The sequence below is a fragment of the Nocardia sp. NPDC101769 genome (assembly GCF_044766925.1).
Classification (GTDB): Bacteria; Actinomycetota; Actinomycetes; order Mycobacteriales; family Mycobacteriaceae; genus Nocardia.
Genome location: NZ_JBIWMX010000001.1, coordinates 612,515 through 638,129, shown reverse-complemented (window position 1 = coordinate 638,129; position 25,615 = coordinate 612,515). Strand labels below are relative to the sequence as shown.

Here is a 25,615-nt window from a genome sequence, read left to right as displayed (position 1 = left end):
TCGGCGGCGATATCCTCGCACGAGTAACGTCCGGTACCCGCAAGGCGGGACTGGAACGACTTTCGAGAGGACAAAGTGACCTCGGACAAGGATGTCTGCGGGACCGATCCTGCGCCTGCACGCTTGACGGTGGGAATCGTCTCGGCGGGACGCGTCGGATCCGCGCTGGGTGTGGCACTGGAGCGTGCCGGTCATGTCGTATTCGGGGTGTCCGCGATTTCGGATGCCTCGGTGCGTCGTGCCGCCACGCGCCTGCCGGATTCCCGCATCCTGCCCGCCGAGGAGGTGGCCGCCCGCAGTGAGCTGCTGATTCTGGCGGTGCCGGACAGTGAATTGCCGGGTCTGGTCGCGGGTTTGGCGGTTGCGAACACGGTGCGCGCGGGCACCATCGTGGTGCACACGTCCGGCGCGAACGGGGTCGGCGTGCTGGCGCCGCTGACCGCGCTGGGCACGCTGCCGCTGGCGATTCATCCGGCCATGACGTTCACGGGACACGACGAGGATGTGGCCCGCCTGTCCAATGCCTGCTTCGGCGTGACCGCCGCCGACGACATCGGCTATGCCATCGGGCAGTCGCTGGTTATCGAGATGGGCGGCGAGCCGGTGCGGGTCGCGGAGGAGAATCGCACCCTCTATCACGCGGCTCTCGCCCACGGCAGCAACCATCTGGTGACCTTGATCGTGGATGCGGTCGAGGCGTTGCGCGCCGCGCTGTCCGGTCCGGGTCTGCTGGGTCAGCAGACGGTCGACGATCAGCCGAACGGCCTGGCCGAGCGCATGCTGGCGCCGCTGGCCTCGGCCGCCCTCGACAATGCCCTGCGCCGCGGCCCGGCCGCGTTGACCGGCCCGGTGGCGCGCGGCGATGTGGCCGCGGTGGCCGCGCATCTGGACGCTCTCCAAGCCCTGAATCCCCGGCTGGCCGCGGGCTATCGCGCCCTGTCGCTGCGTTCGGCCGAGCGCGCCGGGACCAATCCCGCCCTGATCGATCTGCTGGAAGGACCCCGGTCGGGCGGTCAGGCGCGGAGGCGGCAGCGAAGCGTAACCACGGAGGGCCCCGACCGGCCGGAGAAAGGACCCCGGTCGGGCGGTGAGGCCCGGGGGCGGCAGCGAAGCGTAACCACGGAGGGCCCCGACCGGCCGGAGAAAGGACACTGACGCCCATGGACCCCAAGCTGATTGGCACCTACAAGCGCGGCGAGCTGACCGTGCTGCACGATCCGGCCGTCATGACCAAGGTCGTGAAGGCGCTGCGGTCGGTGGGCCGCCGGGTCGCGCTGGTACCGACCATGGGCGCGCTGCACGAGGGCCACCTGGAGCTGGTGCGGCTGGCCAAGCTGACCAATACCACCGTCATCGTGTCGATCTTCGTGAACCCGCTGCAGTTCGGCGCGAACGAGGATCTCGACAAGTACCCGCGCACCCTGGACGCGGATGTGGAACTGCTGCGCGGCGAGGGCGTGGAGCTGGTGTTCGCACCGAGCGCCCAGGACATGTACCCGTTCGGCACCCGCACCACGGTGCAGGCCGGTCCCTACGGCGACATCCTGGAGGGCGCTACCCGCCCGGGCCACTTCTCCGGTGTGCTGACCGTGGTGTCGAAGCTCTTCAATATCTGCCAGCCGCACGAGGCGTTCTTCGGCGAGAAGGACTACCAGCAGATGGCGCTGATCCGCCAGATGGTCGTCGACCTGAACATGGACGTGAAGATCGTGCCGGCGGCGACCGTCCGCGAGGCGGACGGTCTGGCCAAGTCCTCCCGCAACCGCTACCTGAGCGCGGAGCAGCGCGAGCTGGCAACGACCCTGTCGGCGGCGCTGCTGGCCGGCCGGCACGCGGCGGGCCGGGGTCCGGAGGCCGTGCTGGAGACCGCGCAGTCCGTGCTGGATCTCGCACCGGACATCCAGGTGGACTATCTGGCCCTGCGGGGTGCGGACTTCTCCGAGCAATGGCCGACCGGCAATGCCCGGCTGCTGGTCGCGGCACGGGTCGGCACCACCCGCCTGATCGACAACATGCCCGTCTCCATCGGCAAGCCGCTCGATGGCCACCCCACTGCCCCCGATCAGCCTGCCCAGGCAGCTCTCTAGGAAGGCGACGACGATGTTGCGCACCATGATGACGTCGAAGATCCACCGCGCCACGGTGACTCACGCCGATCTGCACTACGTGGGTTCGGTGACCGTGGACCAGGACTTGCTCGATGCCGCCGACCTGCTCGAGGGCGAGAAGGTCAGCATCGTCGACATCACCAACGGGGCCCGCCTCGAGACCTATGTGATCGCCGGCGAGCGCGGTTCCGGCGTGATCGGAATCAACGGCGCCGCAGCGCATCTCGTACATCCCGGCGACCTGGTCATCCTGATCGCCTACGGCATGATGGACGAAGCCGAGCTGAAGAACTACGCCCCGCATGTGGTCTTCGTCGACGAGCGCAATCGCCCGGTCGAGCTGGGCACCGATCCGGCGCACGCCCCGGAGGGGTCCGACCTGATCTCGCCGCGTTCGCTCTCGCTGGCCTGAGCGGCGGGCCATGCTGCTGACCATCGATGTCCGCAACACCAGCATCGAGCTGGGCCTGTTCTCCGGCAGCGGAGATCACGCGAAGCTGGTGCGGCACTGGCGGATGCACACCAATCCGCTGCTGACCGCGGACGAATTCGCGCTGCAGGTGCGCGGCCTGATCGGCGCGGACGCCGATCAGGTGGTGGGCGTCGCGGCGCTGTCCACGGTGCCGCCTGTGCTGCGCGAGCTTCGCGAAATGCTGTCCCGCTATTGGGCTGATGTCCCGCACGTGCTCGTGGAACCCGGTGTGCGCACGGGTATTCCGCTGCTGGTCGACAATCCCAAGGAGGTCGGCGCGGACCGCATCGTGAATTGTCTTGCGGCATATCACCGTTTCCGCTCGCCGGCCATCGTGGTGGATTTCGGGACGGCCATCTGTGTGGATCTGGTGTCGGCCAAGGGGGAATTCCTCGGCGGCAGTATCGCGCCCGGTGTGGAGATTTCCACCGAGGCGCTGATCGCCCGCAGTGCGCTGCGCCGCGCGGAGCTGACCCGCCCGCGGTCCGTGGTGGGCAAGAACAGCATGGAGTGCCTGCAGTCGGGCGCCATTTTCGGTTTCGCGGGCCTGGTGGACGGCCTGATCGATCGCATTCGCGATATCGACGCCTTCTCCGGCGACGATGTGGCCGTGGTGGCCACTGGCGCGACCGCGCCGCTGATCGTGCCGGAGTCGGAGACCATCGAGCATCACGAGCCGCATCTGACGCTGGACGGCCTGCGCCTGGTCTACGAGCGCAATCAGCAGCGCCGGGCCCGGCCCGAGCCCAGCACCGCCCGGCCCTGAACAGACCGGCTGGAATAAAAGTGACGCAGTCGTCGCCGGGAGCCCCTGGTGGTTCTCGGCGAACCGCTGTTAGACTCGCCGACGTGTATTTCCGTGTGAGCACCCAGGAGTGTTGTCGAGGCTGATTCGCCTCGACGGTCGTCGAGGCTTCGTATAGCCCCCGACCACAAACACACTTCTTGGAGTTTCGCTCATGCGTTCCTCTGTTCTTTCCCTCCCTCTCGACACTCGTGCCGCCTCGCCGCTCCTGCCCGAGGTCACCGAGCGGGCCACCGCCTCCGCCCTGCCGACGCGGCTGCGTCCGGCCGATCTGCTGCGCCTGACCGATGAGGGCGCCCAGGACGTGCTGGAGGGCCGCTACGACCACCTGCTGCCCGACGACGGTCTCTGGCCCACCGAAAACCGCTGGGCCGCAAGGCTCGTCGCCGATGACGAGGTGGACATCTGGCTGATCAGCTGGGTCGAGGGCAAATACACCGAACTGCACGACCACGCCGGCTCGCTGGGAGCGCTGACCGTGCTCTCCGGCGCGCTGTCGGAATATCGCTGGAACGGACGGGATCTGCGCCGCCGCACTCTCACCGCGGGTGATCAAGCCTCTTTCCCGCTCGGCTGGGTGCACGACGTGGTGCGTGCCCCCGAGGCGGAGGCCGGCATCACCGGCCCGCTGAATCCGACTCTGAGCGTGCACGCCTATTCCCCGCCGCTGACGGCCATGTCCTATTACGAGGTCACCGGCCACGGCACCTTGCGGCGCACCCGTTCCGTCCTCACCGACCAGCCCGAAGGCGAACTCGAATGACCCACATGACGATCGACGGCATGCTCGCCCAGGCCCGCGGGCAGCTGCGCCGCCTGCTCCCGATCGAATTGCCGCAGGCCATCGCCCGGGGCGCGATCCTGGTGGATATTCGCCCGCAGGCGCAGCGGATGCGTGAGGGCACCCTGCCGGGTGCGCTGGTGATCGAGCGAAATGTCCTGGAATGGCGTTTGGATCCGTCGAGTTCCGCGCGTCTGGCGATGGCCGAGCACCACGACATGGAATGGATCATCGTCTGCTCGGAGGGATACACCTCGAGCCTGGCCGCCGCCTCCCTGCAACAGCTGGGCCTGCGCCGTGCCACCGATCTCGAGGGCGGATATCAGGCCTTGAAAGCGGCGGGCCTGCTGAGCGCCGCGGCCAGTGCCCCGCACTTCGAACGCGAGGTCGCGACCCTCGCCTGGCTGTAGCCGAACCGGCGGGGAGGCGGCGGAAAAAAGGAATTCCGCCGCAGGATAGTCTTGGGACCCGTGAGCACCTCCACTCCTTCTTCTCCTTCGAGCAACCCCGTTCCTGCTGTGCAAAAGCGTGCCGCGGTGGCCCCCGTGGAGCATGACGTTCCCGAGCAGATGCGGATTCGCCGCGAGAAGCGCGAGCGGTTGCTGGAGGAGGGTCGTGAGGCCTATCCGGTGGTGGTGAACCGCACCCACACCCTCGGTGAAATTCGCGCGGCGTACCCGGATCTGGTGGCCGATACCCAGACCGGTCAGACGGTCGGGATTGCGGGGCGCGTCATTTTCGTCCGAAATACCGGGAAACTGTGTTTCGCCACCCTGCAGGAGGGCGACGGCACCAAGCTGCAGGCGATGATCAGTCTCAATGGCGTCGGCGCGGAGTCGCTGGCGGCCTGGAAGTCCGATGTCGACCTGGGTGACTTCGTATACGTGCACGGCGAGGTGATTGCCTCGCGCACGGGCGAATTGAGTGTGATGGCCGATACGTGGGAGATGGCGGCCAAGTCGCTGCGCCCGCTGCCGGTGGCCCACAAGGAGATGGGCGAGGAGTCGCGCGTCCGCCAGCGCTATGTCGACCTGGTCGTGCGCCCGGAGGCCCGCGAGATGGCCCGCACCCGCGTCGCGGCCGTGCGCGCGCTGCGAAATGCGTTGGAGCGCAGGGGGTTTCTCGAGGTCGAGACCCCGATGCTGCAGACCATTCACGGCGGTGCCGCGGCCCGTCCGTTCGTCACGCACTCGAACGCGCTCGATATGGAGCTGTTCCTGCGCATCGCTCCGGAGCTGTTCCTGAAGCGTTGTGTGGTGGGCGGCATCGAGAAGGTCTTCGAGATCAACCGGAACTTCCGCAACGAGGGCGCGGACTCGACCCATTCGCCCGAGTTCGCAATGCTGGAAACCTACGAGGCGTACGGCACCTACGACGATTCCGCCAGGATGATGCGGGAATTGATCCAGGAAGTCGCGCAGGAAGTCTACGGCACGCAGGTCGTGACGCTCGCCGACGGCACCGAATACGATCTGTCCGGCGAGTGGGCGACGGTGGAGATGTACCCGTCACTGTCGGAGTCGATCGGTACCGAGGTCACCCCGGAAACGTCGGTCGAGGAATTGCTGGTGCTCGCGGATCGGGTCGGTCTGGAAATTCCGCAGGGCAAGGGCTACGGCCACGGCAAACTGGTCGAGGAACTGTGGGAGCACGTCTACGGCGACAAGCTCTACGCGCCGACTTTCGTGCGGGACTTCCCGGTTGAGACATCGCCGCTGACGCGCCAGCATCGGAGCAAGCCCGGGGTTACCGAGAAGTGGGACCTGTACGTGCGCGGCTTCGAACTGGCCACCGGCTATTCCGAACTGGTGGATCCGGTGATCCAGCGGGACCGTTTCATGGATCAGGCGCGTTTGGCCGCGGCCGGTGACGATGAGGCCATGCGCCTGGACGAGGACTTCCTCACCGCGATGGAGCACGGTATGCCTCCCACCACCGGAACGGGTATGGGTATCGATCGTTTGCTGATGGCCCTGACTGGCCTGGGAATCCGGGAAACGATACTCTTTCCAATTGTGCGTCCGGCAGCCCGATAGTTCTCCGGATTGCATTTCCGGGGCCTGTTCTGGGACTATCGGAATTAGCGGTATTCTGGCGTCGGGTAATCGGCCTGACTATGCGGGTCGCACGATTTCGAGAGGACGTTCATCTCATGGCAAAGAAGGTCACCGTTAGCTTGATCGACGATGTCGACGGTGAGTCCATCGCGGACGAGACCATCGAGTTCGCAATCGATGGCGTCTCGTACGAGATCGACTTGTCGACGGAGAATGCGGCCAAGCTGCGGGAGGGTCTGGACAGTTGGGTTTCGGCCGCTCGGCGCGTGAGTGGCCGGCGTCGTACCAAGGTGGCCGGTGCTCCGGCCGCGGGCCCGAAGAACCGGGTGTCGATCGATCGCGAACAAAGCGCGGCCATTCGCGAATGGGCGCGCCGGAATGGTCACAAGGTGTCCGCTCGTGGTCGTATCTCCGCTGACATCACCGAGGCTTACAACAAGGCCGCTGCTAAGAACTAGTTGTCCGACTAGTCGCCGATTCGACTGCCGTCCGGGTGTTTCGTGCGTGCCCGGGCGGCAGTGGTTTTTTCATACGCTTTGCGTATAACCGGCGGATCGACTGCGATCTTGCTAGCGCCGGGGAGGCCAGGCACCATTGAAACGTGAGGACGATGTCACTGGCTGGATGTAGAGAAGAGGTATCGGCGCAGTGACCGCTTTCCACGGTTCCTTCCTTCGGGTCAAGGATCAAGAGGGACGTCAGCATGAGCTGATGCTGTCCCCTGACCAGCCGCGAATCACCATTGGGCGATCGCCTCAGGCCGACCTGTCGCTTTTCTGGGACGTCGAGGTGTCGCGGCTGCACGCCACCGCCGAGTACCTGGGCGCGCACTGGACCATCGTCGACGACGGCCTTTCCCGCAACGGCACTTTCGTCAACGGGGATCGCCTGGTCGGCCGCCACCGCCTGCAGCCGGGGGACGTCATCCGGATGGGCACGTCGCGGGTCACCTTCCACGATTTCAGCGGCGCCGCAGGCGATGTCACGCAGACCTCCACCGGCGGGCTGCCGACGCTGCGCTCGCTCACCGAAACTCAGCGGTCGGTATTGATCGCGCTGTGCCGGCCGCTGCGGAGCAATGACGGGTTCGCCTCACCCGCCTCCAACCAGCAGATCGCGGCGGAACTCTTCCTCAGCGTCGACGCCATCAAGACCCATCTCCGCGCGCTGTTCGCGAAGTTCGGCGTCGAGGACCTCCCGCAGAACCAGAAGCGGGTTCGCCTCGCCAACCTGGCCATGCAGTCCGGCGTCATCTCCGAACGCGACCTCTGATTCGCCGATCCTGGTACTGCCCGTGCCTGTTGGACCCCTGCGCATGCGTGCGAGCTTCTGAGCCATGGGTTTCCGTGCCCGCCGGCGATTGACTGGAGGTAGTCGATCACCCGGGACGAACACGGGTGGCAGATCCAGTCAGGAGAGAACGATGTTCGCATTTCGCACCGCCGCGCTGGTGGCGGCGACGCTGACCACCGGACTGATCGCCGGGGTGTTCTATGCCTACGCGACCTCGGTGATGACGGCCCTGGGCCAGTCCGACGACCGCACCTTCGTCGACGTCATGCAGAAGATCAACGTGGTCATCATCAATCCGTGGTTCATGCTCGGATTCATGGGCACGGTCGGCTTCACCGTGCTGGCCGCCGCCCTGCACCTGGGCAAGGACAACCGGACCGCGCTTATCTGGATCGGCGTCGCGCTGGCCCTCAATGTGATCGCCTTCTGCGTCACCTCGGGCCTGAACGTGCCGCTCAACAACCAGCTGGCCAATGCCGGTGACGTCGGGCAGATCCAGGATCTGGCAGCGGTGCGCTCGCAGTTCGAAAGCTCTTGGGTGGCTTGGAATATCGTCCGCGCGGTGCTGCACACGCTGGCGTTCCTGGCGCTGACGGGCGCGCTGTTCGTGGCCGGCGTCCAGCATGCCAGGGCGAGCACGGCCGCCACGGTCGCCACCGTCACGCCCGCCGCGCAGCCGGGCTTCCCGCCGGCGCCGGGCGCGTACTCGGCTCCGGCGGCGTGGTCCGCTCCGGTTCAGCAGTTTTTCCCGGACCAGCCCGGATTCGTCTCCGGTCAGCAGTAGTTCGGTCCGATTCCGGCGGTGGCCGGGACCCCGGATGTGGCTTCGCAAGCCGCCTGCGGGTCCCGGTCGCCGCCGTTTTGCTGTACTGAAACGGGTTTCAGAACTTACCCGCCAGTAATCCATCCCGCGTGCTTGTTTCCTGATTAGGTTTGCGGAACGCGTTCTAATTTGGGAGGGAACATGAGAAGGATGCCCAAGCCTGGAACGCCGGGATCACTGCTGATCATGGCGGTTCTGGCGGTCTTGTGGATCGGTGCGAGCGGTACCGCCCGAGCGGAATACCCGGTCACTTTCAACTTCTTCGCAGGCATCCCCAACGAGCTCACGAATCCCGGTGGCTCGCTGCCCGGCGCCAATGACTGGTCCTGCAAACCCAGTGCGGCGCACCCGGATCCGGTGGTCCTCGTCCACGGCACCGCGGGCGGTGCGCAGACCAACTGGGGCGCCTACGCGCCACTGCTCGCCAACCAGGGATACTGCGTCTACGCGCTGACTTACGGCGCTCTCGACGTGCCGTGGCCGCTGTCCGCGCTGGGCGGTATGAAGCCGATCCCCGAGAGTGCCGCTCAGCTGGGCGCTTTCGTGAGCCGCGTGCTGTCCGCGACCGGTGCGGCTCAGGTCGACTTCGTCGCCCACTCGCAGGGCAATACGGTCGGTGAGTACTACATCAAGCGGCTCGGCGGCTCGGGCAAGGTCAATCGCTTCGTGGCCATCGCGCCCCCGTGGCTGGGTATCTTCGGCGACCAGATGAACGTCGTGCGCGCCTTCGGGCAGCAGCTCGGCGCGAGCGCCGACCAGGTGGACAACCTGGCCGCGATGGGTGTCGTCTGCCAGGCGTGCCCGGAGTTGCTCCGCGATTCCTCGTTCATCAACGCCCTGAACGCCGACGGCGTGTACGACCCGTCGGTCACCTACACCAACCTGGCCTCCAACTTCGACGAGGCGGTGTGGCCCTCCATCGCGCTGGTCCCGGCCCCGAACGTCACCAATGATCTGATGCAGGACGGTTGCCCTGTCGACTTCTCCGATCACATGGCCATCGCCGGCAGTCACCGCGCGGCCATGGTGGCCCTCAACGCGCTCGATCCGGAGCATGCCCAGCCGGTGCCGTGCGAGTTCGTCCCGCCCGTCACCGGGGACTGAGGAACCCCGAACGCGACTGTTCGCTGTGGGCGTAGCCGATTCGGAAACGGGCCGCGCAACTGCCCCGTTATGACTGAATGAGTCGTACTGTCGCCGGTTCGCAATAGGGTGGACGGACGACGTGCGTGACCCCCGGCAACTAGAGTGGAGTCGGGGGATGCAACCCCAGGGCTTCATGGCAGGCTGGCGACCAGAAGGGCAGCACAGGGTCTGAAGCGCCGGATGCCAGTGATGGCGGAGCAGGAGAGTGAGGGAGCGATGTTCGAGAGGTTCACCGACCGCGCGCGGCGGGTCGTTGTCCTGGCCCAGGAAGAGGCCCGGATGCTCAACCACAACTACATCGGCACCGAGCACATCCTGCTGGGCCTGATCCATGAGGGCGAGGGCGTCGCGGCGAAGTCGCTGGAGTCCCTTGGCATCTCGCTGGAGGGTGTGCGTTCGCAGGTCGAGGAGATCATCGGCCAGGGCCAGCAGGCCCCGTCCGGTCACATTCCGTTCACCCCGCGCGCCAAGAAGGTGCTGGAGCTGTCGCTACGCGAGGCGCTGCAGCTCGGCCACAACTACATCGGCACCGAGCACATTCTGCTCGGCCTGATCCGCGAAGGTGAGGGCGTCGCGGCGCAGGTGCTGGTCAAGCTGGGCGCGGACCTCAACCGGGTGCGTCAGCAGGTCATCCAGCTGCTGTCGGGTTATCAGGGCAAGGAGCCGGTCGAGGGTTCCGGTTCGCGCGGCGAGCAGGGCACCCCGTCCACCTCGCTGGTGCTGGACCAGTTCGGCCGCAACCTGACCCAGGCCGCCCTCGAGGGCAAGCTCGACCCGGTCATCGGCCGCTCGAAGGAAATCGAGCGCGTGATGCAGGTGCTGAGCCGCCGTACCAAGAACAACCCGGTCCTGATCGGTGAGCCCGGCGTCGGTAAAACCGCCGTCGTGGAGGGTCTCGCCCAGGCCATCGTCAACGGCGAGGTGCCGGAGACGCTCAAGGACAAGCAGCTGTACACCCTCGACCTGGGTTCCCTGGTCGCGGGCAGCCGCTACCGCGGTGATTTCGAGGAGCGCCTGAAGAAGGTGCTCAAGGAGATCAACACCCGCGGCGACATCATCCTGTTCATCGACGAGCTGCACACCCTGGTGGGTGCGGGCGCGGCCGAGGGCGCGATCGACGCGGCCTCGATCCTGAAGCCCAAGCTGGCTCGCGGTGAGCTGCAGACCATCGGCGCCACCACCCTCGACGAGTACCGCAAGTACATCGAGAAGGACGCAGCCCTGGAGCGCCGGTTCCAGCCGGTCCAGGTGGGCGAGCCGACAGTCGAGCACACCATCAACATCCTCAAGGGTCTGCGCGACCGCTACGAGGCGCACCACCGGGTTTCGATCACCGATGGCGCCCTCGTCGCCGCGGCCACGCTGGCCGACCGCTACATCAACGACCGCTTCCTGCCGGACAAGGCGATCGACCTCATCGACGAGGCGGGCGCGCGCATGCGCATCCGCCGGATGACCGCGCCGCCGGACCTGCGCGAGTTCGACGACAAGATCGCCGAGGCGCGCCGGGAGAAGGAGTCCGCGATCGACGCGCAGGACTTCGAGAAGGCCGCGCGCCTGCGCGACAAGGAGAAGCAGCTCGTCGCCAAGCGGGCCGAGCGCGAAAAGCAGTGGCGCTCCGGCGATCTGGATGTCGTGGCCGAGGTCGACGACGAGCAGATCGCAGAGGTGCTGGCCAACTGGACCGGTATCCCGGTGTTCAAGCTCACCGAGGAGGAGACCACCCGTCTGCTCCGCATGGAGGACGAGCTGCACAAGCGGATCATCGGCCAGGAGGACGCGGTCAAGGCCGTGTCCAAGGCCATCCGCCGCACCCGCGCCGGTCTGAAGGACCCGAAGCGTCCGTCGGGTTCGTTCATCTTCGCCGGTCCGTCCGGTGTCGGTAAGACCGAGCTGTCGAAGGCCCTCGCGAACTTCCTGTTCGGCGAGGACGACGCGCTCATCCAGATCGACATGGGCGAGTTCCACGACCGCTTCACCGCCTCGCGTCTGTTCGGTGCCCCTCCGGGCTACGTGGGTTACGAGGAGGGCGGCCAGCTCACCGAGAAGGTGCGCCGGAAGCCGTTCTCGGTGGTGCTGTTCGACGAGATCGAGAAGGCGCATCAGGAGATCTACAACACCCTGTTGCAGGTCCTCGAGGACGGCCGCCTGACCGATGGTCAGGGTCGCACGGTCGACTTCAAGAACACGGTGCTGATCTTCACCTCGAACCTCGGTACCTCGGACATCTCGAAGGCCGTGGGTCTGGGCTTCGCGCAGTCGAACAACGAGGGCTCGAACTACGAGCGGATGAAGCTCAAGGTCAACGACGAGCTGAAGAAGCACTTCCGGCCCGAGTTCCTCAACCGTATCGACGACGTGATCGTGTTCCACCAGCTCACCCAGGACCAGATCATCCAGATGGTCGACCTGATGATCGGCCGCGTCGCCAACCAGCTGAAGAACAAGGACATGGAGATCGACCTGACCGAACAGGCCAAGAGCCTGCTGGCCAAGCGCGGTTTCGACCCGGTCCTGGGCGCCCGCCCGCTGCGTCGCACCATTCAGCGCGAGATCGAGGACCAGCTGTCGGAGAAGATCCTCTTCGGCGAACTGGGCCCCGGCCAGGTCGTGGTGGTGGAGGTCGAGGGCTGGGACGGCGAAGGCCAGGGCGAGAACGCCAAGTTCACCTTCAGCCCGAAGGCCAAGCTGACCAAGAAGTCGGACGAGTCCGTCGAGGACAAGCCGGTTGCCGCCCTCGCGGGTGACGCCCCGTCCTCGGCCTCGGGCGAGTAACGCTCCGCCTCGGGCTGGAAAGCCTCAGCGACACAACGAAAGCCCCGTTCTCCTTCGGGAGAGCGGGGCTTTCCGGTTGTCCGGGACGGAAATTCGGTGGCGGCGCGATCCCGGTATCGCCGATGCTCGGATAGCCGACCAGAAGGGAACGCATGCTCACCGATGCTCAGCTCGCCGCCTTCACCACCGAAGGGTTCGTGAAGGTCGAGCGGGCCTTCTCTGTCGAGACCGCTGCCGCGGGCCGCGAGATCCTGTGGCGTGCAACCGGTTGCGATCCCGACGACCCGTCGACCTGGCACAGCCCGGTCGTCCGGCTCCGGGACCACGCCGAGGAGCCCTTCGCCCGTGCGGTCACCGCCCCGCCCCTGCTCGAAGCCTTCGATCAATTGGCAGGTCCCGGCCGCTGGCTGCCCCGGAAGACCCTGGGCAGCTGGCCTATTCGCTTCCCCAGTCCGGAGTCGCCGGGCGACGACGGCTGGCATGTCGATGTGAGCTTCCCGGGTGATGCCGCCCGCGACGACTACCTCAGCTGGCGGGTGAACATCCACTCCAAGGGCCGGGCCCTGCTCATGCTGTTCCTGTTCTCCGATATCGGCGCCGAGGACGCTCCGACCCGCATCCGTGTCGGCTCGCATCTGCGCCTGGCCCCGGTGCTGGAGCCGTTGGGTGAGGAGGGCGCCACCATGTTCGACCTCCAGGACTTCTATTCCGCCACGGACGATCTGCCCGAGGCGCTCGCGACCGGCGGGGCCGGCGACGTCTATCTCTGCCACCCGTTCCTGGTGCATGCCGCCCAGCCCAATCGCACCGGCCGCCCCAGATTCATGGCCCAGCCTCCGCTGCTGTTGCGCGAACCGTGCGTGCTGAACCGCCCGGACGGCGCGTACTCACCGGTGGAGCAGGCTATTCGGCGGGGTCTGGAGCTGGGCGCGGCACGGTGACCACGCACCGGGAGGTACGCCGGATGTGGTCATCGGACGGGTGGTGGGCATCGACGAACTGGAGCCCCTGCGGGTGCTGGGCCGCGAGGTGATCCCGGCGGTCGCCGAGTTCGGCGCTATTGCCAGCCCGGGCGGACCAGACCGGATTCGTAGGCCATGACGACGAGCTGGGTGCGGTCGCGCGCACCCAGTTTCACCAGAATTCTGCTGACGTGGGTGCGGGCGGTGGCGGGGCTCATGTAGAGGCGGTCGGCGATCTCGGCATTGGTGAGGCCCTCGGCGACCGCGGTCATGACCTCGCGTTCGCGGTCGGTGAGTTCGGAGAATGCGGCAGCGGGGGCGGGTTTGGCGTGCGAGGCGAATTCGGCGACCAGGCGTCTGGTGACGCTGGGGGAGAGCAGGGTGTCACCGCCCGCGACCACCCGCACGGCCTTGATGAGGTCGGCGGGCTCGGTGTGCTTGACGAGGAAGCCGGTGGCGCCCGAACGCATGGCCTCGAAGACGTATTCGTCGAGTTCGAAGGTGGTCAGCACCACGACCTTCACCGTGGCCAGGGCCGGATCGGCGGCAATGGCGCGGGTGGCGGCCAGGCCGTCCATTTCGGGCATGCGGATGTCCATCAGCACGACGTCGGGGAGGAGTTCGCGGGCCAGGCCGAGGGCCCGGGCGCCGGTGTCGGCCTCGCCCACCACCTCGATATCGTTCTGGGCGCCGAGCAGCGCGACGAAGCCCGCTCGCACCAGCGCCTGATCATCGGCGATCACCACCCGGATCGGCATCGCACCTCCTCGAATTCCGAACCTACGCAACCGGTTCGGGTCGCGCCAGGTGGGTGGGCAGCCGGGCCGCGACCCGGAAGCCGCCGTCGGCCTTGGGTTCCGCGGACAGCTGCCCGCCCAGGGCGTGGGCGCGCTCGGTCATACCGGTGATGCCGTGGCCACCGGCCGGCGACTGCGGGGCGGGCTGCCGGGTGGGCCGGGTGTTGTCGATGGTGAGCTGCAGCCGCTCGGTCGCGTAGTGCACGGTGACGAGCACGCTCGCGCCGGGCGCGTGCCGCACCACATTGGTGAGCGACTCCTGCACGATGCGGGCGGCGGCCACGTCGACCACGGCCGGCAGCCGCCGCGGCCCGCCGGTCACCATGGTGTGCACCACCAGTCCGGCGGCGCGGGCCGGCCCGGTGAGCTTGTCGAGGTCGGTGATGCCGATGGTGGGTGTGGTCGGCGCGGTCACGGTGGCGGTGCCGCCGCGAATGGAGCGCAGCAGCGCGTTCACCTCACCGAGCGCGTCCTTGCTGGCAGATTTGATGGCGGCCAGCGCGGTGGCTGCCTGCTCGGGCTTGCGGTCGAGCAGTTCCAGCGCGACAGAGGACTGCACATTGATCAGGGACAGGCTGTGCGCGAGCACGTCGTGCAGTTCGCGCGCGATGGCCAGACGCTCCTCGGTGACCCGCTGTTCCCGCTCGGCCGATTCCAGTGCGCGCTGGGCCTGTTCGCGTTCGCGCTCGGCCTGTTCCTCGCGGCGGGCCGCCTCGCCGCGCTGCCGCCGCGCGATGACGGCGGCACGCCGCTGCCGGATGCCCTCGGCCGCCGCGGCGAGTACGAAAAGCCAGGCGAGTAAACCGAATTCCTGCCAGGCGCCGGTGTGGTACCCGCGCCAGCCGGGCACCGGCCACACCATGAGCAGGTAGCCCGCGGCCACGAACGGGTAGGTGTACCAACGGGATCCGAGGACGGCGGCGGTCAGGAAGGCGACGATGAGCGAGACGAAGATCGGCCCGTAACCGTAACCGAGCAGTAGGTATGCGACTGCCACGGTCAGCGTCGCGTAGAACACTTCCAGCGGGCGGCGCCGGCGCAGTATCAGCAGTGCCGGACCGGCGATGAGCAGCGCGTATCCGTACACATCGAGCTGGCGCATCACCGTCTGGTGATGATTGGCCAAGGTCCCGAAGCCGAGTTGTAATGCCCCCACCACCAGTGCCGGGAGCACGTCGCGCCGCCCGAGCCTTCCCCCGCGTGTGTCCATAGCTGCACCGTAGCGCCGTATCCGGGCAGCGGCACTGTGTCGCGGCCAAATACGTCCAGATACGTACGCCGAATCGCGCGCTGCGACGGATTTTTTCCCGCCCGCAGCGGCGGATCGTTGAGCCCATGAACGAAGCGATCGTCGTCACCGATCGGCTGACCAAGCGCTACGGCTCCCACACCGCCGTGGACGCCGTGAGCATGAGCGTCCGCCGCGGTGAGATCTACGGTTTCCTGGGTCCCAATGGCGCGGGCAAGACCACCACATTGCGCATGCTGGTCGGTCTCATCCGTCCATCGTCGGGCGGCGCGACCGTGCTCGGACGGCAGCCCGGCGACCCCGAAACCTTGCGCCGCACGGGCGTTCTCATCGAGGGCCCCGGCTTCTACCCCCACCTGTCGGGCCAGGACAACCTGCGCGTCCTGGCCCGTTACCGGGGTGTCGGCGACGACGCGGTCGCCGACGCCCTGGACCGGGTGGCCCTCAGCGCCCGCGGCAAGGACCGGTTCCGCACCTATTCGCTCGGCATGAAGCAGCGCCTCGGTGTCGCGGCCGCCCTGCTCGGCCGCCCCGACCTGCTGATTCTCGACGAACCCACCAATGGCCTGGATCCGGCGGGCATGGCCGAGATGCGGGAGCTCATCACCGGACTCGCCGCCGACGGGCACACCGTCGTGCTGTCCAGCCACCTGCTGAGCGAGGTACAGGAGATCTGTGATCGCGTCGGCGTCATCTCCGGCGGGTGTCTGCTGGTCGAGTCGACCGTGCGCGAATTGCGTGGCACGGCCTCGCTTCTGGTGCGTGCGGAGCCGCTGGAGGTGGCCTTCCCGGCGGTGCGTGCCGTGGTGGGGGAGCGGTCGGCGCTGGTGACCGCCAACGGTATTCGCATCGACGCCGGGGCCGCGAACGCTTCCGCGGTGGCGCGCGCGGTCATCGAGGCGGGCGCGGAGCTGCTCGAGCTGCGCACCGACGAAAAGTCCTTGGAGGAAGTCTTTTTCGAGATGACGGAGACGTCGAAATGACCGACCTACTGGCCAGCACCCGGGCCGAACTGCTGCGGCTGCGCAAGTGGCCCACCTTCTGGATCGTGCTCGGCACCTGGATCCTGTTGAATCTCACCTTCGCCTACCTGTTCAACTATCTGGCCTACACCACCGGCAGCGCGACCCGCATGTCCAACGGGCTGCCGCGTGAGCTGCTCCTGCAGCAGATGCTGCCCGCGGCCGTGCCGGAGGTGTTCACGCAGGGCATGGCCATGTTCGGCGGGGCGCTCATGCTGGTGCTGGGCGCGCTCGCGGTGGGCAGCGGATACGGCTGGGGCAGCTGGAAGACCGCACTCACACAGGGACCTTCGCGGGTGCACGTGATCGGTGCGGTGGTGCTGAGCCTGGCGGTGACGGTGGTCGCGCTGGTGCTGGCCGCCTTCGTGATCGACACCGGCGTGGCGGCACTCATCGCCGGCACCCAGGGCCAGTCCCCGGCGTTGCCCTCGGCGGGCCGGATGCTGCTCGGAATCGGTTCCGGCGCCGCCATTCTGGGCATGTGGACGCTGGCGGGCGCGCTGATCGGGGCGGTTGCCCGGGGTCCTGCGCTGGCGGTGGGCCTGGGCCTGGTGTGGGTGCTGGTGGTGGAGAACCTGCTGCGCGGCGTTGCGGCGATCTTCTCGCCCATCCGGGCCGTCACCGACCACCTGCCCGGCACGGCGGCCGGCTCCCTGGCGGGTTCCCTGCGCACGGTGGGCGGCCCGGCCACCCCCGGCGTGCTGGATGTCCTGAGCCGTGGCGAGTCCCTGCTGGTGCTGGCCGCGTACGTCGTCGTCTTCGCGGCCGGAACGATCTGGCTGATTCGAGGCCGTGACATGGTGTGAGACAGGCGAATACCGCGCGATCGACCGTTCACCCGCCCGGTGAGCGGTCGCGTCGTCGCGTCAGCCCGCCGGATCCAGGACGCAGGGGTGGTTCGCCGCGCGGCAGCTGCTCGGGGGAAGTGGCGCAACCGGCCGGAATCCGGCGCTGAGCCCGACCAGGTCTCGAGACCGGTCGACCTGTTCGGCGAATTGCGAGCATTGTTGTGGCGCTGGTGGTTTCATGTTCCGCTGTGCGTTATGAGGGCAATGAACCACTGACCCCGTTCCCGCAGCGTCAGCTGGCATGGTGAAGGTGCACAGGGGAGGGCCTCGGCCGCCCCCGCAGAAAGTCGCCCGCACCATCCCCACCACCGACTACGCGGCCTGAACAACAGCCGTCCGCTCATGGTCGCGCATAAAGGGTGTCTCAGAAGCGTTTACCGACAACCGAGGCGTGGGTTCCCTACGCGGTGCGGGGCGCGTACATGATGATCGCGACCCCGACGAGGCAGACGCCCCGGCCGGTCTGAGCCTGATGACCCTTCGCTACCGGCCCGCTGAACGCTGGTCGCCGCGGCTAGGGCTCGACGGTGATCGGCAGCGCGGTCGGTTTGCCCGTCACCGGCTTCTTGGTGGCGGCATCGACGATCGTCACGTGAATGGCGGACTGGCCTTCGTGGACCGCGAAATTCTGCTTGGTGTCGAGCTGCATTTCCAGCTGATAGGTGGCGGTCTTGCCGTGCTCGAGGGCGAAAGGCGGGACCAGGGTCTGCGATTGGTAGTCGGTGCCGGTGCCTTCGTGCACGTAGCGCACCGACTGCCAGGTGTTGGTGGCGGTGTCCAGCATCTGCATGGTCCCGGAGGGCATGGGCGAGGCCATGCCCGAACTGCACGTGCAGTGACCCAGCGACACCACCATGGCCACCTGCGGAATATCGCCATCGGTGGAGTTGGTCAATGCCACCGTGAAACGCATGGGCGCACCGCCCACGTGGACCGTCGTCGGATCCTGTGCCGTGATGGTGACATTGATGCCCTCGGCCGAACCCGTGGCACTGCTGGCCGGGCTGGTGGCCTGCGCGGCCGAGGTGGTCGCGGCCGCCGACGCGCTAGCGGCGGGTGTGGACGACTGAGCGGTCGAGGTCGTATTGGAATTCGTGCACGCGGCGAGGGTCAGAATGACTGCCGCGCAGCCGAGTACGGCACCGAGTCGGGACGAGGTAGGGATGATGGCCTCCGATATTGTTCGCGGCCGCGACTCGGCCGTTCCGTACGAGGCGGCACCATCTATCGATACCTCGACGAGACGACCCCGTAGCCTCACTACACCACAGCTGACCAGGCGCTACGTGAACTTCGTTGGATTTTCGGCGATTACTACCGGAACCCCTGGTCGTGTCGGGCGGTTCGTTGTGTCCGCCAGTCAGCTTTCGTAGTGCTCTCGGATGTTGACGACCTTCCCGTCGGCGATGTGAATGGTGGCGATCGGGGCCCATGAGCTCCAGTGGTCGGATTGGGTTTTCATCGCTGTGAGGGTGCAGTTTGCCGAGTCGACGGGGAGGCCGCACATCGCGGATTGGGGTATGGAGGTGATGGTGACCTGGTCGGAGAGGGGCGCGGTGAGGTTCGGTCCGCATGCGGCTCGCCATTGCTTCGTGGATGTTCGGGCGTAGTGGACGAGGCTGTACGTCAGCTTGTTATCGGCAGACAGGTTGATCAGCTCGACGATTCGGTCGCTCGGGTCAGTGGCCTGCACGGCGTCTGTGCAGGGCGTGGTGGCCGCGGGTTCCGCGGTCGGGGGGACGGCCCAGCCGGTATCGGACTCACTCGCGCAGCTGCTGGCTGTCGGCAGTGCCAGTGCGAGGAGAGTCAGCGCGCAGAGGCTACTGCGGTGCCACCGCGTGGCTCGGTCGAACATCGGTCGTCCCCATTCTCTCTGCTTTTCCGGGGAACAGCTGCGGGTGTCTCCAGGGTGGGCCCTCCGACCCGCCGCCGGGCTTAGAGTAACCGTGAAAGATCGTGTGGGACAACATAACCCGCATTCGATCGCGCCCCGAAAACAGTGGTCTGGCGCGGGTCGAAATTCGTGTCCTCGGTCGGCTCGTCGTGACGATCGGACACCGTTGGCGCATCGGCCTCGATGAGGATTCCGGCCATGGCCCACCTGCGCGCCGAGTACGACGCCTCCTATGCCATGCAGTCGCTGCCGGTGGGCACCGCGTACGCCATCTTCACCGGCATCGGCGCGGTGGGCGCGATCGGGCTGGGCATCGTGGTGCAAAAGGACCCGCTGGGCGCGAGCCGGGTGCGGCCGCTGTCCATGATCATCGGCGGCATCGTGCCGGCTCGGGTCGTCAATCCCGAGTGAGCGCGGGCCGGGACGGTATCGTCGCGCCCCATGGACGTTGCGCCCCTGCGGCCACCCGACCTCGCCGCGCGACCGTTCTTCCTGGTCGCGGAACGCATCATGGTCGCCTCGCCCGCCGAGCTCTACCGCCAATGCACTCGGCAGTTCGGACTCTGGTTCGCCGATCCGGGTTCGATCCTCATGCGTCCGGCGGTGAACGAGCCGTTCTTCTTCACCGCGGGCGGCGGCCACCCGCACTACGGCAAATTCCTGCGCCTGGAACCCGACCGCCTGGTCGAGCTGACCTGGGTCACCGGCGGCACCGAGGGCGCGGAAACCGTGGTCACCCTGGAACTTTCGGCGCACGGCGCGGGCACCGCCCTGCTCCTCACCCACGCCGGCTTCCCGAACGCCGTGACCCGGGACCGGCATGAGGAGTCCTGGCCAAATGTGCTGCAGCAGTGGGACCAGCGGACCGCCGCCGCGGTATAGAGTCTGCATACGTCCGGCAGGTTCATCACCGGATCAACCTCACCCCAAAGGTTCGCGGCCCGTCTCGATTCTGGACTGAGTGGAGCGGGGGAACGAAGCGGAGGAGCGGAGGGCAAATCAAACACCGAAAGGATAGTGATGCCCACACGTAGCGCGCGCACCGCCTGGGTCGGCGGCCTGCAGGACGGTTCCGGTCAGGTCGAGCTGGTCAGCTCGGGCGTCGGCAAGTACGACGTCTCGTTCCCGAAGCGCACCGCCGACGAGGCCGACGGCACCACCAGCCCCGAAGAGCTCATCGCGGCCGCACACTCCTCCTGCTACGCCATGGCGCTGTCGGCTCAGATCGGCAATGCCGGTGGCACCGTGCAGGGCCTGGACATCACCGCCGACGTGACCCTGGGCCCGGACCCGGCCGGCGGCTTCCGCATCTCCAAGATCAAGCTGACCCTGGTGGGCAAGGCGTCGGGCATCGACGAGGCCGGCTTCCTGGCCGCCGCCGAGGCCGCCAAGGCGGGCTGCCCGGTGTCCAAGGCGCTGGCCGGCGTCGACACCATCGAGCTGGATGCCACCTTCGAGGCGTAGCTCGCGAGTTCCCGGCTGATGCTGTCGTCAGCCGGGAACCACCGGTTCGAAGAGTGACATTCCCGTTGGCACTGCGTCGATACGTGCCCACCCGCGTTGATCAGGCGTTCTTGCCCGCCACGTCCAGGACGACCTCGAACTCCAGCAGCGAAGCACCGGTGGAGACCGGCTTGCGCGCCTCGCCCGCGTGCGCCTCGCGTGCCGGGCCGTCCCGCCATGCCGCGAAGGACTCCTCCGAATCCCACTGCGTGACAACGAAATACCGGTTGTCACCGGAGACCGGGCGGAGCAGCTGGAAACCCAGGAAGCCCGGCGAGTTCTCCACTGCGTGCGCACGGTGCGCGAAGCGCTTCTCCAGCTCGGGGCCGGCGCCTTCGGGAACCTCGATTGCGTTGATCTTGACGACTGCCATGGGTGTGAATGTACTCCGCGTCGCGCACGTATCGTTCGAGGCAATAACCAACTCGGAACACATGGTCGAGGCGATGTTGTACGACGAAGGCGGCGCCGGCGCGCCGATCCTGCTGCTGCACGGATTGATGGGTAGCGCCCGGACCTGGCGGGCCCAGCTGCCCTGGCTGCGCGAATTCGGGCACGTGTACACGTTCGATGCCGCCGGGCACGGGCGTCCCGCGCCCGCCCGGCTCACCACCGAGGCGTTCGTGGCCGATCTGGCCGCGGCGACCTCGGACATCGCCGAACCCATGGTGGTGATCGGACATTCGATGGGCGGTCTGCACGGGTGGATGTTCACCGCGGCGCATCCGGAGCGGGTACGGGCGCTGGTGGTCGAGGACATGGCGCCGGACTTCCAGGGACGCACCGCGGAGAACTGGGCGGCCGTGATTTCGGCTTGGCCACAACCGTTTCCGGACGAGCGGGCCGTACTGGAATTCTTCGGCCCGGTCGCGGGACCCTACTTCCTCGACTCGTTCCGGCACGGCCCCGACGGCTATCGCCTGCACGGTGAGATCCCGACCTTCCGGGACATCTCCGAGGAATGGGGCACGCGCGATTTCTGGGCGCAGTGGAAATCCATCACCGTCCCGGTGCTGCTGATCGAGGGCGAGCACACCATCACCCCGCCGGGGCAGATGCGCGAGATGGCCGAGCTCCACCCCGATGCCCGCCACGTCGTCATCCCTGACGCCGGCCACCTCGTCCATGACGATCAACCCGCCGCCTACCGGGCCGAAGTCGAGGATTTCCTGCGCCGCGCACTCGTTTGATGGCGGGTGCCTTCAGTCGGGTGGGGTGGTCGTCGTATGCTCGGCTCGACCGCGACTCCCGACGGATGGTGACAAACGATGATCGACTTCTCGATTCCCGCCGACCTTGCTGCCGAACGCGATCGGGTTCGCCAGTTCGTCATCGACAAGATCGTCCCCTTCGAGCGTGATCCGCGCCTGACCGCACACGGTCCCGACGACGAGCTGCGGCAGGAACTGGTCGAGCTGGCGCGCGCGGAGAAGCTGCTCACCATCCAGGCACCGGTGGAGTTGGGCGGGCGCGGCCTAACCCACATCGAGCAGGCCGTGCTGTACGAGGCGGCCGGCTGGTCCACCCTCGGCCCCGTCGCCATGAACTGCGCCGCGCCCGACGAGGGCAATATGTTCCTGCTCTCCAAGATCGCGAATCCGGAACAGGCGCAACGCTTCCTGCAGCCGGTGATCGACGGCCACCAGCGCAGCGTCTTCGCCATGACCGAGCCGGGCGGCGCGGGATCCGACCCCAATCAGCTCGCCACCGAGGCCACCTTCGACGGCGAGAACTTCACCATCAACGGCCGCAAGTGGCTGATCACCGGCGCCGACGGCGCCAAGACCTGGATCATCATGGCGCGCTTGGCCGCCAACCCGCACCTGCCCGAGGGCCCCACCCTGTTCCTCTGCGAGGGCGACGCGCCCGGGATCGTAATCGAACGCGTCATGAACACCATGGACCGCAACTACGTCGGTGGCCACGCGGTGGTGCGCTTCGACAACCTGGTGCTGCCCAGGGAATCCGTGCTCGGCGAGACCGGCCAGGCGCTGCGCTACGCCCAGTTGCGGCTGGCCCCGGCCCGCCTCACCCACTGCATGCGCTGGCTGGGCGCGGCCGAGCGGACGCAGGCCATCGCGGTCGACTACGCCAAGACCCGCACCGCCTTCGGCAAGCCCATCGGCGAGCACCAGGGCGTGTCGTTCATGTTGGCGGACAACGAGATTGCACTGCACCAGTGCCGGCTCACCATCTGGCACGCCTGCTGGCTGATGGACCAGGGCCACAAGGCCCGCCACGAATCCTCCATCGCCAAGTCCTACGTTTCCGAGGAGCTGTTCAAGGTCACCGACCGCTGCGTCCAGGTGCTCGGGGGCATCGGCATCTCCGACGAGACGGTGGTCGAGATGATCTTCCGCGACATGCGAGCCTTCCGGCTCTACGACGGACCGACCGAGGTGCACAAGTACGCCATCGGGCGGCAGATCCTGCGCGCCTGAAAGCCGGTCTGCCTGGTAAGACCGGCTTTCATAGGGCGAAAACCAGTGGTTCGCGGCGCGTCTCGATTCTGGACCGAGCGGAGCGGGGGAGCGAAGCGGAGGAGCGGAGGGAGGGAAGAATCGAGACCTCCAGCGCCGCGAACCAGCCCGGAGCGAAGCGGAGGGCAAATTGAGCACAGAGGGCATAATCTTCCAGCATGAGTTCGGAATTGCACGTGGACGTCTCCGGCGGCGTCGCCGTGCTCACGCTCAATCGGCCCGCCCAGCAGAACGCACTGACCCCGGCCATGGCGTCGGAACTCGGTGCGTCGCTACGCCGCTGCGACAATGACGACGCCATCGGCGCGGTCGTCATCACCGGGACCCCGCCCGCGTTCTGCGCGGGTGCGGACCTGTCGCTGAAGGTCGGCGAGGTCAACGGCCTCATCGATCCGCCACCGTTCCGGATCCGGAAACCGGTCATCGCGGCGGTGAACGGGCACGCGGTGGGCATCGGCCTGGAGATCGCGCTGCAGTGCGACCTGCGCTATGTCGCCCGCGACGCGGTGTACGCGCTCAACCAGGTTCGCCGCGGCGCGCTCGCCGATGGGTTCGCGCACTGGACCCTGCCCCGGCTGATCGGCAGCGCCCGCGCCGCCGACCTGCTGCTCACCGGCCGCACCTTCGACGGCGACGAGGCGTACACCCTGGGCATCGCCAATTCCTGCCTGCATGCCGCCGAGGTGCTGCCCACCGCCCTCGAGGTGGCCCACGACATCGCCCACGGTTCGGCCCCGCTCCCGGTGGCGCTTTCCAAGCGCCTGCTGTGGGAGGCCCCCACCATGACCCCGGAAACCGTGGGCCGCTTGGAAACCGAGCTCAACGACTACGTCGCCAAGAGCACCGACGGCGGTGAGGGCGTCGCGGCCCTCAAGGACCGCCGCCCGCCCAAGTGGACCGGCAGCGTCAGCGGCGAATGGCCCGCCTGGGATGCCGTGACGGGTGGCGAGCGCCGGCCCGGTCTGGACTGACCGAGCCGTTCGGCCGGGCCTGATCGCGCCGTTCGGCTAGGCGCGCCCGCTGATGGCCATCAGCAGGAAGATGCAGGCGAAGACCACCATCAGGCAGGTCCCGACGACGCCGAGGACATAGCCCACCACGACCTGCACCCGGCCGCCGAAGCGGCCCCCGCCCTCCTCGATCTCGTTCAGCGCCCGCCGTCCGAGCGCCCAGGCGATCGGACCCAGCGCGCCGCAACAGAACACGCTGAGCGCACCCAGCAGTAAGACGGCCGTCGCATGCTCGTGCTCGACGGGGGACCCGATGGGCGGCTGATCGAATACCACCGCTCGAGTTTACGGGCGGAAGCCCCGCGGCGGCAGGCTGACGCGCGGTGTTCGCTTGCGCCACTTGGATATCGAGGCCCACCAGCCTCGATATGTGATGGTCGAGCGACCGAATCAGGCCCGGCGCTGCCGCGCCACCTCGGCCAGCACCACACCAGCCGCCACCGAGGCATTGAGCGACTCGACCGGACCCGCCATCGGAATGCTCAGGATGGCGTCGCAGGTCTCGCGCACCAGGCGCGACAAGCCCTTGCCCTCCGAGCCGACCACGATGACCGTCGGTGCGCTGCCGTCGAATTCGTCGAGGGTGGTGTCGCCGCCCGCGTCGAGGCCGACGATCTGGTAACCCTTGTTCGCCCAATCCTTCAGCGTGCGAGTCAGATTCGTGGCTCGGGCGACCGGAAGTCGCGCTGCCGCACCCGCACTGGTGCGCCACGCCACCGCGGTGACGCTGGCGCTGCGCCGCTGCGGGATCACCACACCCTGCCCGCCGAAGGCCGCCACCGAGCGGATGACCGCACCCAGATTGCGCGGATCGGAGATATTGTCCAGCGCCACCAGCAGCGCCGGCTCGCCCGAGTTGTGCACCCGGTCGACCAGATCGTCCGGGTGGGCGTACCGATACGGCGGCACCTGCAGCGCCATGCCCTGATGCATGCCGTTGTGGCTCATCTTGTCCAGATCGGTCCGCGGCACCTCCAGGATCGAGATACCGATCTCCGCGGCCGTCTTCACCGCCTCGCTGAGCCGGTCGTCGTTCTCGGCGCCATTGGCGACATAGAGCGCGGTGGCGGGAACACCCGCGCGCAGGCACTCCACCACCGGGTTACGGCCGAGCACCAGTTCCGGACCCTCGTTGTCCTTGCGGCCCGCGATCGGCCGGGCGGCATTGCGCGACCGGGTGGTGGCGGCCGTCGCCTGCGCCTTGGCCTTCGCCTTGGCGCGCTTCGCGGCCGGGTGGTAGGTGCGGTCCTCGGCCCTGGGGGTTGCGCCCTTGCCCTCGAGCCCGCGCCGGCGCTGCCCGCCGGAGCCGACGGTCTGCCCCTTCTTGGTGCCGGACTTGCGCGTCGCCCCGCGTCGCTGGGAATTGCCTGCCATCACTTCGCCTTCCGTATCACGCGGGTATCCCGCCTCGGCCCGGCCGCGGGACCAACCCGCTCACGGTCGATCGTGCGGGAAACCTGCCTCCGGTCGGCGCAGCGAACGGCTGCGCCCCTGTCTGAACTTTCGCGCTGCCCCAGAGCAGCGCCTCCGGATGGCCGCGAGCCGCGCGGCATTGCCGGAGGGACGCTACGAATTGTGCCCCACGCTGGG

The 25,615-nt window shown here is 67.6% G+C and carries 28 protein-coding genes and 1 pseudogene; 22 read left to right on the top strand and 7 right to left on the bottom strand.

Annotated elements, in window-relative coordinates:
* Positions 1 to 75: 75 nt before the first annotated feature.
* From ACIRRA_RS02675 to ACIRRA_RS02615, 13 genes and pseudogenes are all read left to right on the top strand, one after another.
* Positions 76 to 1,014: pseudogene (locus ACIRRA_RS02675) on the top strand (Rossmann-like and DUF2520 domain-containing protein); the annotation flags it as partial.
* A gap of 146 nt (positions 1,015 to 1,160) precedes the next feature.
* On the top strand, positions 1,161 to 2,087 hold the full coding sequence (panC, locus tag ACIRRA_RS02670; RefSeq protein ID WP_402762086.1) for a pantoate--beta-alanine ligase: 927 nt from the start codon (positions 1,161 to 1,163) through the stop codon (positions 2,085 to 2,087).
* Positions 2,088 to 2,100: 13 nt separating this feature from the next.
* On the top strand, positions 2,101 to 2,520 hold the full coding sequence (gene panD, locus ACIRRA_RS02665; protein WP_354831429.1) for an aspartate 1-decarboxylase: 420 nt from the start codon (positions 2,101 to 2,103) through the stop codon (positions 2,518 to 2,520).
* A gap of 10 nt (positions 2,521 to 2,530) precedes the next feature.
* Positions 2,531 to 3,346, top strand: coding sequence for a type III pantothenate kinase (locus tag ACIRRA_RS02660; RefSeq protein ID WP_402762082.1), 816 nt, complete (start codon positions 2,531 to 2,533; stop codon positions 3,344 to 3,346).
* Between the two features lie 193 nt (positions 3,347 to 3,539).
* The gene (locus ACIRRA_RS02655; protein WP_402762079.1) at positions 3,540 to 4,148 is read left to right on the top strand and encodes a cysteine dioxygenase; all 609 of its coding nucleotides are present in this window, start codon (positions 3,540 to 3,542) and stop codon (positions 4,146 to 4,148) included.
* Between the two features lie 5 nt (positions 4,149 to 4,153).
* Positions 4,154 to 4,576 (top strand): rhodanese-like domain-containing protein, encoded by a 423-nt coding sequence (locus ACIRRA_RS02650; RefSeq protein ID WP_402762270.1) that lies wholly within the window; start codon positions 4,154 to 4,156, stop codon positions 4,574 to 4,576.
* A gap of 159 nt (positions 4,577 to 4,735) precedes the next feature.
* The gene (gene lysS / locus ACIRRA_RS02645) at positions 4,736 to 6,202 is read left to right on the top strand and encodes a lysine--tRNA ligase (protein ID WP_402762268.1); all 1,467 of its coding nucleotides are present in this window, start codon (positions 4,736 to 4,738) and stop codon (positions 6,200 to 6,202) included.
* A gap of 116 nt (positions 6,203 to 6,318) precedes the next feature.
* Entirely contained in the window at positions 6,319 to 6,681 is a 363-nt protein-coding gene (locus tag ACIRRA_RS02640) for an Lsr2 family protein (protein WP_354831422.1), read from the top strand.
* A 190-nt stretch (positions 6,682 to 6,871) separates the two neighbouring features.
* Positions 6,872 to 7,495 (top strand): FHA domain-containing protein, encoded by a 624-nt coding sequence (locus ACIRRA_RS02635; protein WP_040854285.1) that lies wholly within the window; start codon positions 6,872 to 6,874, stop codon positions 7,493 to 7,495.
* Positions 7,496 to 7,646: 151 nt separating this feature from the next.
* Entirely contained in the window at positions 7,647 to 8,300 is a 654-nt protein-coding gene (locus ACIRRA_RS02630; RefSeq protein WP_402762075.1) for a DUF1772 domain-containing protein, read from the top strand.
* Between the two features lie 189 nt (positions 8,301 to 8,489).
* Complete coding sequence (locus ACIRRA_RS02625; protein WP_402762072.1) at positions 8,490 to 9,443, top strand: esterase/lipase family protein; 954 nt, start codon at positions 8,490 to 8,492, stop codon at positions 9,441 to 9,443.
* A 258-nt stretch (positions 9,444 to 9,701) separates the two neighbouring features.
* Entirely contained in the window at positions 9,702 to 12,260 is a 2,559-nt protein-coding gene (locus ACIRRA_RS02620) for an ATP-dependent Clp protease ATP-binding subunit (RefSeq protein ID WP_402762069.1), read from the top strand.
* A gap of 152 nt (positions 12,261 to 12,412) precedes the next feature.
* On the top strand, positions 12,413 to 13,201 hold the full coding sequence (locus ACIRRA_RS02615; protein ID WP_402762067.1) for a phytanoyl-CoA dioxygenase family protein: 789 nt from the start codon (positions 12,413 to 12,415) through the stop codon (positions 13,199 to 13,201).
* Positions 13,202 to 13,317: 116 nt separating this feature from the next.
* Here the strand turns inward: ACIRRA_RS02615 and ACIRRA_RS02610 are convergent, their stop codons facing one another.
* Both ACIRRA_RS02610 and ACIRRA_RS02605 read right to left on the bottom strand, forming a co-directional pair.
* Positions 13,318 to 13,980, bottom strand: a complete 663-nt coding sequence (locus tag ACIRRA_RS02610) for a response regulator (protein ID WP_402762064.1) — start codon at positions 13,978 to 13,980, stop codon at positions 13,318 to 13,320.
* A gap of 22 nt (positions 13,981 to 14,002) precedes the next feature.
* Complete coding sequence (locus ACIRRA_RS02605) at positions 14,003 to 15,229, bottom strand: histidine kinase (RefSeq protein ID WP_356998714.1); 1,227 nt, start codon at positions 15,227 to 15,229, stop codon at positions 14,003 to 14,005.
* A gap of 125 nt (positions 15,230 to 15,354) precedes the next feature.
* Here ACIRRA_RS02605 and ACIRRA_RS02600 point away from each other — a divergent pair, with 125 nt between their 5' ends.
* A complete protein-coding gene (locus tag ACIRRA_RS02600; protein ID WP_402762061.1) occupies positions 15,355 to 16,251 on the top strand; it encodes an ABC transporter ATP-binding protein in 897 nt (298 codons plus the stop codon).
* Positions 16,248 to 17,096 (top strand): ABC transporter permease, encoded by an 849-nt coding sequence (locus ACIRRA_RS02595; protein WP_402762058.1) that lies wholly within the window; start codon positions 16,248 to 16,250, stop codon positions 17,094 to 17,096. The genes ACIRRA_RS02600 and ACIRRA_RS02595 overlap by 4 nt, the downstream gene beginning before the upstream one ends.
* A 556-nt stretch (positions 17,097 to 17,652) precedes the next feature.
* On the opposite strand, the gene ACIRRA_RS02590 is transcribed toward ACIRRA_RS02595, so the two are convergent.
* Positions 17,653 to 18,051, bottom strand: coding sequence for a hypothetical protein (locus ACIRRA_RS02590; protein WP_402762055.1), 399 nt, complete (start codon positions 18,049 to 18,051; stop codon positions 17,653 to 17,655).
* Here ACIRRA_RS02590 and ACIRRA_RS02585 point away from each other — a divergent pair.
* The gene (locus ACIRRA_RS02585; RefSeq protein WP_402762052.1) at positions 18,050 to 18,208 is read left to right on the top strand and encodes a hypothetical protein; all 159 of its coding nucleotides are present in this window, start codon (positions 18,050 to 18,052) and stop codon (positions 18,206 to 18,208) included. The two genes, ACIRRA_RS02590 and ACIRRA_RS02585, sit on opposite strands and share 2 nt — an antisense overlap.
* A 290-nt stretch (positions 18,209 to 18,498) precedes the next feature.
* On the opposite strand, the gene ACIRRA_RS02580 is transcribed toward ACIRRA_RS02585, so the two are convergent.
* The gene (locus tag ACIRRA_RS02580; RefSeq protein ID WP_402762049.1) at positions 18,499 to 18,831 is read right to left on the bottom strand and encodes a hypothetical protein; all 333 of its coding nucleotides are present in this window, start codon (positions 18,829 to 18,831) and stop codon (positions 18,499 to 18,501) included.
* A 399-nt stretch (positions 18,832 to 19,230) separates the two neighbouring features.
* On the opposite strand from ACIRRA_RS02580, the gene ACIRRA_RS02575 reads away from it, so the two are divergent.
* The 3 genes from ACIRRA_RS02575 (at position 19,231) to ACIRRA_RS02565 (ending at position 20,496) form a co-directional block, all read left to right on the top strand.
* Entirely contained in the window at positions 19,231 to 19,443 is a 213-nt protein-coding gene (locus ACIRRA_RS02575; protein WP_402762046.1) for a DMT family transporter, read from the top strand.
* Positions 19,444 to 19,473: 30 nt separating this feature from the next.
* Entirely contained in the window at positions 19,474 to 19,914 is a 441-nt protein-coding gene (locus tag ACIRRA_RS02570) for an SRPBCC domain-containing protein (protein ID WP_402762043.1), read from the top strand.
* Positions 19,915 to 20,052: 138 nt separating this feature from the next.
* Positions 20,053 to 20,496, top strand: coding sequence for an OsmC family peroxiredoxin (locus ACIRRA_RS02565; RefSeq protein WP_402762040.1), 444 nt, complete (start codon positions 20,053 to 20,055; stop codon positions 20,494 to 20,496).
* Between the two features lie 100 nt (positions 20,497 to 20,596).
* Here ACIRRA_RS02565 and mhuD read toward each other — a convergent pair whose 3' ends face one another.
* Positions 20,597 to 20,908 carry a mycobilin-forming heme oxygenase MhuD gene (gene mhuD / locus ACIRRA_RS02560; RefSeq protein WP_356998735.1) on the bottom strand — a complete coding sequence of 104 codons (312 nt, stop codon included), beginning with the start codon at positions 20,906 to 20,908 and terminating at the stop codon, positions 20,597 to 20,599.
* Positions 20,909 to 20,981: 73 nt separating this feature from the next.
* On the opposite strand from mhuD, the gene ACIRRA_RS02555 reads away from it, so the two are divergent.
* From ACIRRA_RS02555 to ACIRRA_RS02545, 3 genes are all read left to right on the top strand, one after another.
* Positions 20,982 to 21,725, top strand: coding sequence for an alpha/beta fold hydrolase (locus ACIRRA_RS02555; protein ID WP_402762037.1), 744 nt, complete (start codon positions 20,982 to 20,984; stop codon positions 21,723 to 21,725).
* 78 nt (positions 21,726 to 21,803) lie between these two features.
* On the top strand, positions 21,804 to 22,976 hold the full coding sequence (locus ACIRRA_RS02550; RefSeq protein ID WP_402762034.1) for an acyl-CoA dehydrogenase family protein: 1,173 nt from the start codon (positions 21,804 to 21,806) through the stop codon (positions 22,974 to 22,976).
* 197 nt (positions 22,977 to 23,173) lie between these two features.
* The gene (locus ACIRRA_RS02545; protein WP_356998741.1) at positions 23,174 to 23,986 is read left to right on the top strand and encodes an enoyl-CoA hydratase/isomerase family protein; all 813 of its coding nucleotides are present in this window, start codon (positions 23,174 to 23,176) and stop codon (positions 23,984 to 23,986) included.
* A gap of 36 nt (positions 23,987 to 24,022) precedes the next feature.
* Here ACIRRA_RS02545 and ACIRRA_RS02540 read toward each other — a convergent pair whose 3' ends face one another.
* Both ACIRRA_RS02540 and rlmB read right to left on the bottom strand, forming a co-directional pair.
* The gene (locus tag ACIRRA_RS02540; RefSeq protein ID WP_402762031.1) at positions 24,023 to 24,301 is read right to left on the bottom strand and encodes a DUF4190 domain-containing protein; all 279 of its coding nucleotides are present in this window, start codon (positions 24,299 to 24,301) and stop codon (positions 24,023 to 24,025) included.
* Between the two features lie 114 nt (positions 24,302 to 24,415).
* Positions 24,416 to 25,399, bottom strand: coding sequence for a 23S rRNA (guanosine(2251)-2'-O)-methyltransferase RlmB (gene rlmB / locus ACIRRA_RS02535; RefSeq protein WP_402762028.1), 984 nt, complete (start codon positions 25,397 to 25,399; stop codon positions 24,416 to 24,418).
* Positions 25,400 to 25,615: the final 216 nt, after the last annotated feature.